12 protein-coding genes and 1 pseudogene are annotated in these 15,064 nt (G+C 50.8%); 12 read left to right on the top strand and 1 reads right to left on the bottom strand.

The genetic code is table 11. From position 1 onward, the window contains the following. Window positions 1-157 precede the first annotated feature (157 nt). From serC to AC3RPL_RS12420, 12 genes and pseudogenes are all read left to right on the top strand, one after another. Window positions 158-1,243 (top strand): 3-phosphoserine/phosphohydroxythreonine transaminase, encoded by a 1,086-nt coding sequence (gene serC, locus AC3RPL_RS12475; RefSeq protein WP_490740247.1) that lies wholly within the window; start codon window positions 158-160, stop codon window positions 1,241-1,243. 81 nt (window positions 1,244-1,324) lie between these two features. Further along, window positions 1,325-2,611: a 3-phosphoshikimate 1-carboxyvinyltransferase gene (aroA, locus tag AC3RPL_RS12470; protein ID WP_490740246.1), complete on the top strand. Its 1,287-nt coding sequence runs from the start codon at window positions 1,325-1,327 to the stop codon at window positions 2,609-2,611. Between the two features lie 214 nt (window positions 2,612-2,825). Continuing rightward, window positions 2,826-3,512, top strand: a complete 687-nt coding sequence (gene cmk / locus AC3RPL_RS12465) for a (d)CMP kinase (RefSeq protein WP_034941166.1) — start codon at window positions 2,826-2,828, stop codon at window positions 3,510-3,512. 103 nt (window positions 3,513-3,615) lie between these two features. After that, window positions 3,616-5,289, top strand: coding sequence for a 30S ribosomal protein S1 (gene rpsA, locus AC3RPL_RS12460; protein WP_034941354.1), 1,674 nt, complete (start codon window positions 3,616-3,618; stop codon window positions 5,287-5,289). Between the two features lie 80 nt (window positions 5,290-5,369). Next, window positions 5,370-5,660: pseudogene (gene ihfB / locus AC3RPL_RS12455) on the top strand (integration host factor subunit beta); the annotation flags it as partial. Window positions 5,661-5,909: 249 nt separating this feature from the next. Then, entirely contained in the window at window positions 5,910-8,168 is a 2,259-nt protein-coding gene (locus tag AC3RPL_RS12450; RefSeq protein ID WP_490740245.1) for a ComEC family protein, read from the top strand. A gap of 34 nt (window positions 8,169-8,202) precedes the next feature. Next, entirely contained in the window at window positions 8,203-9,954 is a 1,752-nt protein-coding gene (msbA, locus tag AC3RPL_RS12445; RefSeq protein ID WP_490740244.1) for a lipid A ABC transporter ATP-binding protein/permease MsbA, read from the top strand. Continuing rightward, window positions 9,947-10,927 (top strand): tetraacyldisaccharide 4'-kinase, encoded by a 981-nt coding sequence (gene lpxK / locus AC3RPL_RS12440; protein ID WP_490740243.1) that lies wholly within the window; start codon window positions 9,947-9,949, stop codon window positions 10,925-10,927. The genes msbA and lpxK overlap by 8 nt, the downstream gene beginning before the upstream one ends. A gap of 58 nt (window positions 10,928-10,985) precedes the next feature. Beyond that, window positions 10,986-12,194, top strand: a complete 1,209-nt coding sequence (locus tag AC3RPL_RS12435; protein WP_490740242.1) for a winged helix-turn-helix domain-containing protein — start codon at window positions 10,986-10,988, stop codon at window positions 12,192-12,194. Window positions 12,195-12,277: 83 nt separating this feature from the next. Next, window positions 12,278-12,460 (top strand): Trm112 family protein, encoded by a 183-nt coding sequence (locus AC3RPL_RS12430; protein WP_034941154.1) that lies wholly within the window; start codon window positions 12,278-12,280, stop codon window positions 12,458-12,460. Further along, on the top strand, window positions 12,457-13,203 hold the full coding sequence (gene kdsB, locus AC3RPL_RS12425) for a 3-deoxy-manno-octulosonate cytidylyltransferase (protein WP_490740241.1): 747 nt from the start codon (window positions 12,457-12,459) through the stop codon (window positions 13,201-13,203). Before AC3RPL_RS12430 ends, kdsB begins: the two co-directional genes overlap by 4 nt. 93 nt (window positions 13,204-13,296) lie before the next feature. Then, window positions 13,297-14,190, top strand: coding sequence for a YcbJ family phosphotransferase (locus tag AC3RPL_RS12420; protein ID WP_490740240.1), 894 nt, complete (start codon window positions 13,297-13,299; stop codon window positions 14,188-14,190). Here the strand turns inward: AC3RPL_RS12420 and elyC are convergent. Next, a complete protein-coding gene (elyC, locus tag AC3RPL_RS12415) occupies window positions 14,167-14,949 on the bottom strand; it encodes an envelope biogenesis factor ElyC (RefSeq protein WP_490740239.1) in 783 nt (260 codons plus the stop codon). The two genes, AC3RPL_RS12420 and elyC, sit on opposite strands and share 24 nt — an antisense overlap. Window positions 14,950-15,064: the final 115 nt, after the last annotated feature.

Genomic DNA, 15,064 nt, shown 5'->3' with positions numbered 1-15,064 from the left:
CACAAATTATCGCTAAGGTCATGCATAGCTTTACAACGTGTTGCGTAACAGCACGAAGAACTGGTCGGCTTACCGGATTAAACATTGCAGCTCCTTGTTGGCAGTGATAAAACCGATAGCAGAATTAAAACGATTGATATGAAGGTGGTGAGGGGAAATGAGTCAGGTTTTCAATTTTAGCTCCGGACCGGCAATGCTGCCGGTGGAAGTATTAAGACGCGCTGAACATGAACTCTGCAACTGGCAGGGTCTTGGAACGTCGGTAATGGAGATTAGCCACCGTAGTAAAGAGTTCATTCATGTTGCGGAAGAAGCAGAGAAAGATTTTCGCGATTTACTCAAAATTCCGGAAAACTACAAAGTATTGTTCTGTCATGGCGGGGCCCGCGCGCAATTTGCAGCTGTTCCCATGAATCTTTTAGGTGGCCGCTCATCAGCGGACTATGTTGATGGTGGTTACTGGGCGCACAGCGCAATTAAAGAAGCATCCAAATACTGCAAACCAAATGTTATTGATGCTAAAACCACAGTGGATGGTCTGCGTGCCATTACCCCAATGAGTCAGTGGGCGCTGTCAGATGATGCCGCATATGTTCATTATTGTCCCAATGAGACAATCGATGGTATTGCTATTCACGAAGAGCCTGATTTTGGTGACAAAGTGGTAGTGGCTGATTTGTCATCAACCATACTTTCTCAACCTATTGATATCAATCGCTATGGTGTAATTTATGCTGGCGCACAGAAGAACATTGGTCCTGCCGGTCTGACCCTGGTGGTGGTGCGTGAAGACTTACTCGGACAGGCCACTAAATCATTACCCTCGATCCTTGATTATCAGGTGCTGAGCGATAACGATTCGATGTTTAATACACCTCCGACTTTTGCCTGGTATCTCTCTGGTCTGGTATTCAAGTGGCTGAAACAGCAAGGTGGTGTGGCTGAGCTGGATAAACGTAACCAGGCGAAAGCAGATCTGCTTTACGGCGTTATCGACCAGAGTGATTTTTACCGCAATGATGTGGCAAGCCCGAACCGATCGCGGATGAATGTGCCTTTCCAACTTGTAGATTCAGCTTTGGATAAAGTTTTTTTGGAAGAGTCTCTTGCAGCAGGATTGCATGCGCTTAAAGGTCACCGTGTTGTAGGTGGTATGCGCGCTTCTGTCTATAACGCTATGCCGCTGGAAGGTGTGCAGGCGCTGACCGATTTTATGGTCGATTTTGAGCGTCGTCATGGTTAAATGTAAGCAGTAACCTGAAAAAACGTAAACCTCGCAGCCTTGCGGGGTTTAAGTGCATTTTATTTGGAGAATAAGTAATACATGCAGGAATCCCTGACGTTACAACCTGTTGCTCTGGTTAAGGGCACTGTCAATTTGCCCGGTTCCAAAAGCGTTTCTAATCGTGCTCTGTTACTGGCAGCACTGGCAAAAGGCACCACCCGCCTTACCAATCTCCTGGACAGTGATGATGTGCGTTACATGCTCAACGCATTGCAGGCGTTAGGTGTCAGCTTTACGCTATCTGCTAATCGCACGGTATGTGAAGTAATTGGTCAGGGCGGTCCGCTGCATGCGGACAAACCACTTGAACTTTTTTTAGGCAACGCCGGTACGGCAATGCGTCCGCTCACTGCTGCCTTGTGCCTTGGCGATAATGATCTTGTTCTGACCGGCGAGCCGAGAATGAAAGAGCGGCCGATTGGACATCTTGTTGATGCATTGCGTCAGGGCGGAGCAAAAGTCGATTACCTTGAAATGCAGGATTACCCGCCGCTGCGTATTTGCGGAGGTTTTACTGGCGGTGAGGTTTCGGTCGATGGCAGCGTATCCAGTCAGTTTCTGACAGCTTTATTAATGGCAGCGCCATTGGCCCCGAACGATACAAAAATTGTGATTAAGGGCGATTTAGTTTCAAAACCTTACATCGACATTACCCTTAACCTGATGAAGAGCTTCGGAGTAACGGTCAGCAACCAAAATTACCAGGAGTTCCATGTTGCAGGAAATCAGCAATATCTTTCTCCGGACGAATATCTGGTTGAAGGGGATGCGTCATCTGCATCTTATTTCCTTGCGGCGGCGGCAATCAAAGGCGGTACGGTAAAAGTCACTGGCATTGGGCGCAACAGCATGCAAGGGGACATTCGCTTTGCAGACGTGCTGGAGAAAATGGGGGCCAGCATAGAATGGGGTGATGATTATATCGCCTGCACGCGGGGAGAACTTCACGGCATCGATCTGGATATGAACCATATTCCTGATGCCGCCATGACCATTGCCACCACCGCGTTGTTCGCTGAAGGCACCACCATGATGCGTAATATTTATAACTGGCGGGTTAAGGAAACCGATCGTCTGGCTGCGATGGCAACCGAACTGCGAAAAGTGGGTGCAGAAGTTGAAGAGGGACACGATTATATTCGTATAACGCCCCCCCAAACGCTTCATAGTGCAGAGATTGGCACGTACAACGATCACCGCATGGCAATGTGTTTTTCACTGGTTGCGCTTTCTTCCACGCCGGTCACGATCCTTGATCCAAAATGCACCGCAAAAACCTTTCCTGATTACTTTGAGCGACTGGCTGGCTTAAGCAAAATGGCCTGAATGTCCTGAACTACGCCACTGCACAATCGCGCGGTGGCGTGCTTAATAACTTCCTCTCCTCAATTAACCAGATCCTTCCAACTGCTCTGAAAAACCGATTAATTTAACTGTGTCTATGCTTAAAGGGTAACGATTGTGGCTGTTGCAGCGTATAATACGCCTCGATATTTGTCTGAGCAGGCTAATCAGACATCCTCAGCGACAGGAGAATGACATGACGGCTTTAGCCCCGGTGATCACCATTGATGGCCCCAGCGGTGCTGGTAAAGGGACCTTATGCAGAGCAATAGCTGAGGCATTACAATGGCACCTGCTTGACTCAGGCGCGATTTACCGCGTTCTGGCGCTGGCGGCTTTACACCATCAGGTTGATATCACTTCAGAAGAGGCATTGGTACCCATTGCTGCTCACCTGGACGTTCGCTTTGTCTCGACGGATGGTGAGATGGAAGTGATCCTGGAGGGAGAAAATGTATCAGGTGAAATTCGCACACAGGATGTCAGTAATACTGCCTCAAAAGTTGCTGCATTTCCTCGCGTTCGGGAGGCACTACTGCGTCGTCAAAGAGCGTTTCGCGATTTGCCGGGTCTGATTGCTGATGGTCGGGATATGGGCACGGTGGTTTTTCCTGACGCACCGGTAAAAGTTTTTCTTGATGCCAGCTCTGAGGAACGCGCCCATCGTCGTATGCGGCAGTTGCAGGAGAAGGGCTTTAGTGTTAACTTTGAACGCCTTTTATCCGAGATAAAAGAGCGCGATGAGCGTGATCGTAACCGCGCCGTCGCACCACTGCGCCCGGCAAGTGATGCGCTGATATTGGATTCAACCAGTATGTCCGTTGAGCAGGTTATTGAAACCACGCTCAATTACGCCCGTAACAAGCTTGGTCTGGCGCAGTAAGAATTTTTAACCCTGTGACATGGATGTCATGGGGCATGTGAAACAACCCCACCCGGCAGGATGTCAGGTGGACGTTAAATTGAAGAATCATAAGATTATCAATATGACTGAATCTTTTGCTCAACTCTTTGAAGAGTCCCTGAAAGAAATCGAAACCCGTCCGGGTTCCATTGTTCGTGGTGTTGTTGTCGCTATCGACAAAGACGTCGTTCTGGTTGATGCGGGTCTGAAGTCTGAATCTGCCATCCCGGCAGAGCAGTTCAAAAACGCGGCTGGCGAACTGGAAATCCAGGTTGGCGACGAAGTTGACGTAGCGCTGGATGCAGTTGAAGACGGCTTCGGTGAAACTCTGCTGTCCCGTGAGAAAGCTAAACGTCATGAAGCTTGGATCACGCTGGAAAAAGCGTACGAAGATGCTGAAACTGTTACTGGCGTTATCAACGGCAAAGTCAAGGGCGGCTTCACTGTTGAGCTGAACGGTATTCGTGCGTTCCTGCCAGGTTCACTGGTTGATGTGCGTCCGGTGCGTGACACTCTGCACCTTGAAGGTAAAGAGCTTGAATTCAAAGTAATCAAGCTGGATCAGAAACGTAACAACGTGGTGGTTTCACGTCGTGCGGTTATCGAATCCGAAAACAGCGCAGAGCGCGATCAGCTGCTGGAAAACCTCCAGGAAGGCATGGAAGTTAAAGGTATCGTTAAAAACCTTACTGACTACGGTGCATTCGTTGACCTGGGTGGTGTTGATGGCTTGCTGCACATCACTGACATGGCGTGGAAACGCGTTAAACACCCAAGCGAAATCGTGAACGTTGGCGACGAAATCACTGTAAAAGTGCTGAAATTCGACCGCGAACGTACCCGTGTTTCTCTGGGCCTGAAACAGCTGGGCGAAGATCCATGGGTGGCTATTGCCAAGCGTTACCCTGAGGGTACCAGACTGACTGGTCGTGTGACTAATCTGACTGATTACGGCTGCTTCGTTGAAATTGAAGAAGGCGTTGAAGGTCTGGTACACGTATCTGAAATGGACTGGACTAACAAAAACATTCATCCGTCTAAAGTTGTTAACGTTGGCGATGTTGTTGAAGTTATGGTTCTGGATATCGACGAAGAACGTCGTCGTATTTCCCTGGGTCTGAAGCAGTGCAAATCCAACCCATGGCAGCAGTTTGCTGAAACCCACAACAAGGGCGACCGTGTTGAAGGTAAAATCAAGTCAATCACTGACTTCGGTATCTTCATCGGCCTGGACGGTGGCATCGATGGTCTGGTTCACCTGTCTGATATCTCCTGGAACGCTACCGGAGAAGAAGCCGTTCGTGAATACAAGAAAGGCGACGAAATTGCAGCCGTTGTCTTGCAGGTAGACGCAGAACGTGAGCGTATTTCACTGGGCGTTAAGCAGCTGGCAGAAGATCCGTTTAACAACTACATCTCTCTGAATAAGAAAGGTGCTATCGTTAACGGTAAAGTAACCGCAGTTGATGCTAAAGGTGCTACAGTTGAACTGGCTGACGGCGTTGAAGGTTATCTGCGTGCTTCTGAAGCTTCACGTGACCGCGTTGAAGATGCAACTCTGGTGCTGAATGTGGGTGACGACGTTGAAGCTAAATTCACTGGCGTTGACCGTAAAAACCGCGTTGTAAGCCTGTCCGTCCGTGCAAAAGACGAAGCTGACGAGAAAGAAGCTATCAATACTGTTAACACTAAACAGGAAGACGGTAATTTCTCTAACGCTATGGCTGAAGCATTTAAAGCAGCGAAAGGCGAGTAATTGCGCTTGCATCAGGGCAGTGTTAGCTGCCCTGAAACAGTCGTTACTGTCAGAACTTTTTCCATCAGGAATTAACCGGAGGATTCATGACCAAGTCAGAACTGATTGAAAGACTTGCTGGACAGCACTCTCATATTCCGGCAAAAGTCGTTGAGGATGCGGTTAAAGAGATGCTGGAGCACATGGCGACCACTTTGGCGCAGGGCGAACGCATCGAAATCCGGGGTTTCGGCAGCTTTTCTTTGCACTACCGTGCGCCCCGCACCGGTCGTAACCCTAAAACGGGTGACAAAGTGGAACTGGAAGGAAAGTATGTTCCCCACTTTAAACCAGGTAAAGAGCTGCGTGATCGCGCAAATATCTACGGCTGAAGCTTCCGCATTACGAGCAAAAAACGACACTTTGGTGTCGTTTTTTTTTGCCTGCTATCTGTTTCTGAAGCATTCCAACAGCGATAACGCTGGGATGGAGCAAATCTGGACCTGATACGCATAAATAAGTTTTTTTCTGTTTCATGGATCAATCCTTTTGCGAGCGGTCTCTGGAGAGCAACATCATCCGTCTGTCTTTGAAGGATAAATATCGCACACTCTGTTTAATGAAAAACAGGAGTGTTTGTGATGCCTTACAGTCTCAGCAGACTGGCGATGTGGACAATCATCGCTACGCTGCCTCTCTGCTTTCTTCCCAACCTGCCGGTGGAGAGATATGACCCGTTTATTACGGCGAGCGCTTTACTTCTTTGCAATAGCCGAATTAAGGCATGTCAGGAAATAGCCATAGTGCTGCTGCTGTTTCTTTGGGCAATCTCGCCAGCAAGGACATTGCTACAACAAACAAAAAACCTGACCGTCAGTCCGCAGCAGGCCCTTATACAAATCGAACAGCTGCAATCTGAGCGGATAAAAATCCGTATTCTTCGTGTGGCAGACAGACTGGTTTTTCCACCAGTTTATGCCAGCGTTAAAATGCCAGAGAAAAGCCCCTCATTTTGTATCGGTCAGCGCTGGAATATGAAACTCAGGCTTAGAGCCGTACATGCAAATCTGAATGAAGGCGGTTTCGATTCTCAGAAATATGTTTCAGCCAACAGTGCCCCCCTGACAGGAAAGGTACTTGCTTTGCAACCTGTTAAAAAAGAATGCAGTTGGCGTCAGCAGATTATTGAACGCAGCCAGCAAAATTATGCCAGCCTGCCCTGGCGGGCAATAATTTCTGCACTGGCTTTTGGCGACCGACATGAAGTCAGTGCTGAAGTAAATCAATTATTGCGAGAGACGGGTACGGCGCATTTGATGGCGATTTCAGGAATGCACATCAGTCTGGCCGCCAGTTTCGGCTGGTTGCTGGTCCGTCTCAGCCAGTTTTTATTGCCTGCTCAATGGATTGGCTACCGCTTTCCATTGATCTCTGGCCTGGCAGTGGCTGTGGCGTATACATGGCTTTCAGGGGGCAGTTTACCCGCTGTGCGTGCCATGCTGGCGTTGGGCATATGGAGTATTTTGCGGTTATGGGGCATGTGTTGTAGTAACTGGCAGGTATGGCGAGTTTGCCTTGGCACCATTTTGTTCGTTGATCCGCTGAGTATCCTTTCTGACAGTTTGTGGTTGTCAGCGACAGCGGTTGCCGGGCTGCTGTTCTGGTATCAATGGTTTCCACTTGCCAGACGTTTCATGAAGAAAAAACGCTGGTTGCCATTACAGCTCTTCCATTTACAGCTGGGCATGTTTCTTTTATTAATGCCATTACAAATAATGATTTTTCACGGAATCAGTCTCAGTGCGCTTGTTGCTAATATCTGGGCGGTGCCGCTGGTCACTTTTATTACCGTGCCGTTAATCCTTTGTGCCGTGATAAGTAATGTATTCACTCCCGTCAGCCAATTGTTATGGTGGCTGGCCGACAGAAGCCTTGAATGTGTTTTTGTTCCTCTGGCCGCCTTGCCTGGTGGCTGGTTGAAGGTAAGTCATCCGGTGCTGTGGTTGAGTACACTGGCCTGGTTACTGGTCTTGATTGTGCGTCTGGGATGGTGGAAAAGTTCTCTGGTAACAATATGGAGCCTGTGTCTGGCTATTTTTCTCTGGCGCTCTGCTCTTCGCGTACCTGAGTGGCGGCTTGATATGCTGGATATCGGCCATGGTCTGTCAGTGGTGATCTCCCGTGACGGCAAAGCGGTTGTTTATGATACTGGAAATCGTTGGGAAGGGGGGGATGCTGCCACACGACAGATTCTGCCGTGGCTCAGCTGGCAGGGGCTTGAGGTTGAGCAGATTATCCTCAGCCATAACCATCTTGATCACACCGGTGGTCTGGAAAGTTTGCAGGCGGTTTTTCCACATGCTTTGTTACGTAGTGAAACGGGCAGGGAAGGGCATTTGCCCTGCCATCGTGGCGTAACGTGGCAATGGCAGTTGTTGACATTCGATGTAATCTGGCCAGAACGAGGCACAACACAGTCTGGTAACAATCAATCCTGTGTTATCGCCGTCAGCGATGGAAAGTGGCGTGTGTTGTTGACTGGCGATATTGAATCACCGGCAGAACTGAAAATGGTCAGTCGCTATCGCAGCAGCCTGAAAGCCGAAGTGTTGCAGGTCCCTCACCATGGAAGTGGAACCTCATCTTCACCGCCATTTTTAAGAGCGGTGGCAGGCGAGGTGGCGCTGGCTTCAGCTGCTCGTTACAGTGCGTGGAAATTACCAGCTGAACGAATTATTAAACGCTATTCCGATAACCACTATCGCTGGTTTGATACCGCCAGAGATGGACAGATTAGTGTACAATTTTTCTCCGATTACTGGCGGGTGTCTGGTTTAAGAGAGCAAATATTGCCCCGTTGGTATCATCAGTGGTTTGGCGTACCACGTTATTCCAGGTAGAATGAGCGGCTATTTCAATTGAACTGGTTAAATAATGCATCAGGATAAAGACCTCTCCACCTGGCAGACATTCCGCCGTCTCTGGCCGATGATTAAGCCATTTAAGACAGGGATAATCGTATCTTCCGTGGCTCTGGTAATAAATGCAGCGGGTGATGTATTAATGATGTCATTGCTTAAGCCGCTGCTGGATGATGGTTTTGGTAAGGCAAACTCGTCTGTGCTGCTGTGGATGCCACTTGCAGTGATTGGGCTGATGTTGGTACGTGGTGTAACAAGCTATATTTCAAGCTATTGTATCTCGTGGGTTTCCGGAAACGTGGTGATGGCTATGCGCCGCCGTCTTTTCAGCCACATGATGGGCATGCCGGTAGCCTTTTTCGATCAGCAGTCCACCGGAACACTGCTTTCGCGCATCACCTATGATTCTGAGCAGGTTGCTTCGTCTTCTTCCAGTGCACTGGTGACGGTGGTTCGTGAAGGGGCATCGATCGCCGGCCTGTTTATCATGATGTTTTACTACAGCTGGCAGTTATCACTCATCCTGATTGTGCTGGCACCGGTTGTCTCTTTCGCCATACGTTATGTCTCAAAGCGCTTTCGTAATATCAGCAAAAATATGCAAAATACGATGGGGCAGGTAACCACCAGCGCTGAGCAGATGCTGAAAGGTCACAAAGAGGTGCTGATCTTCGGTGGTCAGAAAATTGAAAGCGAGCGTTTTAATCGGGTCAGCAACCGCATGCGCCAGCAAGGCATGAAACTGGTTTCTGCATCCTCCATTTCTGACCCTATCATCCAGCTTATTGCTTCACTGGCTCTGGCATTTGTGTTGTATGCGGCCAGTTTCCCCAGCGTGATGCAGACATTAACCGCCGGTACTATTACCGTAGTTTTCTCATCAATGATTGCTCTGATGCGTCCACTTAAATCCCTGACCAACGTAAATGCTCAATTCCAGCGCGGTATGGCAGCCTGTCAGACGTTGTTTTCTATTCTGGACAGTGAGCAGGAAACAGACACAGGCAGCCGGGTGATTGAGCGAGCAAAAGGTGATGTGGAATTTCGCCATGTCACCTTTACCTATCCAGGCCGTGATGTGCCAGCGTTGCATAATATCAGCCTGTCTATTCCTGAAGGCAAAACGGTGGCGCTGGTGGGGCGTTCGGGTTCAGGAAAATCGACTATTGCCAGCCTGATGACCCGTTTTTACGATATTCAGCAGGGTGAAATTTTGATGGACGGGCACGACCTGCGGGAATACACCCTCAGTTCACTGCGAAATCAGGTGGCGCTGGTTTCGCAGAATGTCCATCTGTTTAATGACACCGTTGCCAATAACATTGCCTACGCCCGTGCGGAGCACTACAGCCGCGAAGACATTGAGAAAGCAGCGGTGATGGCTCATGCAATGGACTTTATCCAAAAAATGGATAATGGGCTGGACACCGTTATTGGTGAAAATGGCGTGTTACTGTCAGGTGGGCAACGTCAACGTATTGCTATTGCGCGCGCATTGCTGCGTGACTGCCCAATCCTGATTCTGGATGAAGCGACATCGGCGCTGGATACTGAATCAGAGCGGGCAATCCAGGCCGCGCTGGATGAACTGCAAAAGAACCGAACCTCGCTGGTCATTGCCCATCGTCTTTCTACTATTGAGAATGCAGACGAGATTGTTGTGGTTGAGGATGGCCATATCGTTGAACGCGGCAGCCATGCTGAGCTACTGGCGCAGAGAGGCGCTTATGCCCAGCTGCACAAAATGCAATTTGGCAATGATTGAGAAATTGTGGAGTGGTCGCTCAGGCCTCTGGCGGTTATTACTGCCATTTAGCTGGTTGTACGGGCTGATTGCTAATCTGATCCGTCTCAGTTATTCGTCGGGATGGCGCAGTTCATGGCGGGCACCGGTCCCGGTGGTGGTGGTGGGTAACCTGACCGCAGGCGGCAATGGTAAGACACCTGTGGTTATCTGGTTGGTACAGGCGCTGCAACAGCGGGGTTTGCGTCCTGGTGTGGTGTCCAGGGGATACGGCGGTAAGGCTGCACGCTATCCCCTGTTACTGGACGCGCAGACTTCCACCCGCGAGGCCGGTGATGAGCCTGTACTGATTTATCAGCGCACCGGTGCTGCCGTCGCTGTTTCACCACGGAGAAAGGATGCGGTACAGGCATTGTTGGACCGTGGTGAAATTGATGTGATCATCACTGACGATGGCTTACAGCACTATGCGCTGGCACGGGATTTCGAAATTGTGGTGGTGGATGGCCAGCGGCGATTTGGCAATGGCTGGTGGTTGCCGGCAGGACCGATGCGTGAACGTGCCTCACGTCTGCAAAGCGTGGATGCCATTATTACTAATGGCGGAACACCTCAGCCAGGTGAACTGCCAATGCAGTTGGTGCCGGGCAACGCTGTGAATCTGCAAAGCGGTGAGATTTGTCCATTGCACGCGCTGAAAAATGTCGTAGCGATGGCGGGCATCGGTCATCCTCCGCGTTTTTTTGCCACACTGAGACAGCAGGGGCTGATGCCTGTTAAGGAGTTGCCGTTTGCCGACCATCATGACTATTCTCAGGCGCAGTTGGTTTCGCTGGTGACGGAGGATCAGGTGCTGCTGATGACAGAAAAAGATGCGGTGAAACTTCGTTCCTGTGCCGCGACTAACTGGTGGTATCTGCCGGTTGATGCACAGTTGCCGGTATCTGAAAGCTGTGCCCTGCTGGACAGGATTATGGCGCTGCGAAGCAGATAGTTTTTACGCCTCAAATAAACCCGTTAAACTTAATGCATCTTTTTTCTGAAGGTGCACTATGCCTGTTGTTTCCCTCTCGCTCCGCCATGCTCGTCATCTTCAGCTTGCTGCTCAGGGGCTACTGCGTCCTGCCCGGAAAAAAGCGCAGTTTGATGATCTCCTCAATGCTATTGGCCGAATGTCTTTATTGCAGATTGATACCATCCATGTGGTCGCTCGTAGTCCTTATATTGTGCTGTTCAGCAGACTGGGTGATTACCCTCAGCGCTGGCTGGAAGACGCTCTGGCGGCAGGTCAGCTGTTTGAGTACTGGGCGCATGAAGCCTGTTTTATTCCCATCATGGACTATGCGCTGTTTCGCCACCGTATGCTGAATCCACAATATCCTGACTGGAAATATGACCATGAATGGATGGCAACCTGGCAGCATGAAATCAGCGAGTTACTGGGGTATATCGCAAAAAATGGACCGGTAAGATCGGCAGATTTTGCTGCGCCCGGTGGAAATAAGCCAGGCTGGTGGGCATGGAAACCGCACAAGCGGCATCTGGAAAATTTGTTCAGTGCAGGAGAGTTAATGGTAAGGGAGCGCAGGAATTTCCATCGCGTCTACGATCTGCGCCAGAACGTCATGCCGGACTGGGATGATGCGCGTGATGCCGTTAATGAAACGGAAGCCGTGCGGCAGATGCTGCGTAACAGTGCAAGGAGCCTCGGGGTTTTTCGTCCCGCCTGGCTGGCTGATTATTACCGGTTAAAACAGGCACCTGTGAAGGAACTGCTGGCTGAGTGGGTGTTATCAGGGGAGGTTGTTCCGGTTAATGTTGAAACGCTGGGGCAATGTTATCTGCATCAATCTCTGATATCGGAACTGGAGGTGATGCCCGTTGCTACTCACAGCACGCTACTTTCTCCCTTCGACCCATTGGTCTGGGATCGCAGACGTCTGCGGGAACTGTTTGCTTTTGATTACCGGCTGGAATGTTACACGCCGGAGCAGAGACGCCAGTATGGCTACTTTGTCCTGCCTGTGCTGCACAGGGGTGAGCTGAAAGGACGACTGGATGCAAAAATGTTACGTAAAGAAAAAACGCTGCTGGTTAAACAGTTCTGGCTGGAGAAAGGCGTGAAGATTACGCAGAGACTGCTGGATGACCTTCGTCTGGCTGTTTTGCGTTTTGCCCGCTGGCAGGGTGCTGAATCAGTGCGCCTGGAAAAGTTACCCGACGAAGTGCTGGAAGCATGGAAAAAAAACTGGCCGCTGTAACACTTGATGGTGCAGAGTAACTCCCCATTGCCGAGCTATGTTATTCTGCTGGCCTGTCGGATCGGTTCCACAAGGGAGACACTATGGATCACCGCTTACTTGAAATCGTTGCCTGCCCGGTTTGTCACGGCAAACTGAACTATATTAAAGATCAGCAGGAGCTTATCTGTAAGTCAGACGCCCTGGCTTACCCGGTACGTGAAGGCATTCCCGTGCTGCTTGAAACTGAAGCCCGCTCACTCCGTATTGAAGAGATTCATCCATGAGTTTTGTTGCCATCATTCCTGCTCGTTTTGCATCAACGCGACTTCCTGGGAAACCCCTGGTCGATATTCATGGCAAGCCGATGGTGGTGCATGTGATGGAGCGTGCGCGTGAATCGGGTGCTGAGCGGGTGATTGTTGCTACGGACAACCAGGACGTGGCGCGCGCGGTGGAAAATGCCGGAGGCGAAGTGTGTATGACCCGTGCCGATCATCAGTCCGGCACTGAACGCCTGGCTGAAGTCATTGGGCATTATCAGTTTGCTGATGATACGGTAATCGTCAACGTACAGGGTGACGAACCGATGATCCCTCCGATTATCATCAGGCAGGTCGCTGAGAATCTTGCAAACAGCACCGCAGGTATGGCGACGCTGGCCGTGCCGATTTCTTCGGCAGAAGAGGCATTCAACCCGAATGCGGTGAAAGTCGTCCGGGATTCACAGGGCTATGCGCTCTATTTCTCCCGGGCAACCATCCCCTGGGACCGTGAGCGCTTCGCCGTCTCGCGCGATGCAATTGGCGATCATTTTCTGCGCCACATTGGCATCTATGCTTATCGTGCCGGTTTTATTCGCCGCTATGTCACCTGGCAGCCCAGCCCGCTGGAACAGACAGAGTTGCTGGAGCAGCTGCGTGTGCTGTGGTACGGCGAGAAAATACATGTGGATGTCGCCAAAACCATTCCTGGTGTTGGTGTCGATACGCCAGAAGACCTGATCAGGGTCCGTGCTGCCATGCTGTAGCCGTTTGGGGCCGGAAAGGCCCTGTTTTGTCTCTGCACTTTTTGCTCCAGGAATAAAAATGCAACCCGTAGACGGGGTGGTCAGGAGTCGCAGATGAAACAACTTCGTTCAGAACTGTCGCTGGTATTGGGCGAGACGCTAAGCCGTCTTGAATGCATCAGTGAACAATCCCCCTGGAGTCTCTGGTCGCTTTACGATGGTCAGGGGCATCCACTGCCTCTGGTAGCAAAATACTTTAACATTAAAGGGATAGCGACTCAGGAAGCTTATAAATTGTCGATGCTGGCGCGTGGCAGCACAGTCCGCATCCCAACGGTATTTGGCCTGGTCGTCAGCCAGCAGCAGCCTCAGCATGAAATATTGTTAATTCAGCGTATGCCAGGGGTGCCGGTAGAAGCGCCCACCCGCACGCCAGCACGCTGGCTACAGTTACAGCAACAGATTGTCGATGCTCTGCTGGCCTGGCACCGTACCGACAGTCACGGTCTGGCGGGGAACGTTGACAGCACCCAGGAAAACCGCTGGCCTGCCTGGTATGCTCAGCGGGTAGAAACGCTGTGGGCGACGCTGAGCTTTATGCGTCCGCAGGGGTTGACCATGGAAGAATGGCGGATGCTGTTTCGCAGTCGACAAAATCTGGCCTCTTTGTTTGAGGATTTCGACGATCGCTGCGTGCTGATCCACGGAAATCTTTCACTGAGTAATATGCTGAAAGACGCTTGCAGCGATGAGCTTCTGACATTTATCAATCCCGGAACCCTGCTTTGGGCACCGCGAGAATATGAACTTTTCCGTCTGGGGGAAGAAGGGCTGTCGGAAACGGTGTTATTCCACTATCTCCGGCAGGCACCGGTCAATGACGGTTTTATCGCCCGTCGCTGGTTTTACACGCTGTGGCATGAGATGGAGCAATTAATTCAAACCGGTCGCTTTAACCGGCCTCGTTTTGACCGCGCTGCCCATTCACTTCTGCCCTGGCTTAGCTGACCCTTGAGATGAGATTTTTTGCCAGCTACGGCCAAGCATTTCATACAACGCCCGCTCGCTGTGACTCAGCCACAAAGAAGAGGGAATGGCTTTTTCCCACACATTCAGTGGAGAAGAAACGGCCAACTGGTTGGCGGGTGCAGGAAGAGGATTCAGCCCCTGCTGGTGGAAAAAGACCATCGCTCTCGGCAGATGTGAGGCTGAGGTTACCAGCAGGAAAGGTTTTTCGCCCACCACCTTTGCCACTTCTTCTGCTTCCTGGCGGGTATCACGGGGCCTGTCCAGCGTAATGATTGCGCCCGCAGGCACCCCCAGAGACTGTGCCACGCGTGAGGTGACTTCTGCTGAACTGAGCGGATTATTTTGTGCTTTCGCCCCGGTAAAGATCATCTTCGCACCAGGATTGTCGCGCCATAACCGGATGCCTTCTGTCAGGCGCGGCAGGCTGTTATTCAGCATATTCGAGCTGGGGGCCCAGTTTGCATCCCAGGTATAACCGCCGCCCAGCACTACCACATAATCCACTTTCTGCTGCTGATGCCAGGTGGCATAGCGGGTTTCTGTCGGCCTCAGCAGGCTGTCGGCAACCGGTTGCAGGCTGAGCAGCACCAGCAGCAGCCATGCGCAGCAGAGGATAATTTTGCCTGTTTTCTGCCAGCGACCAGACCACAGCAATAAAAGGCCAGCTGCCATGATCAGCAGCAGCAGCGGCAGGGGTAACAGCAGGCTGCCGATCACTTTTTTAAGTGCAAAAAGCATGAAAACAGACTCCTTTTGTCCGAAAAAACACCACCCGAAAGCGAAGCAGTGACTGAAAGGTTCATTATCTGCCAGTGTATGCCAGAATAGGCCGCAGATTCATCCACCGCACAGC

It is taken from the genome of Erwinia papayae (assembly GCF_058241465.1).
Note: the sequence above shows the minus strand (reverse complement) of the source record. Positions and strands in the feature narration are given on the sequence as shown.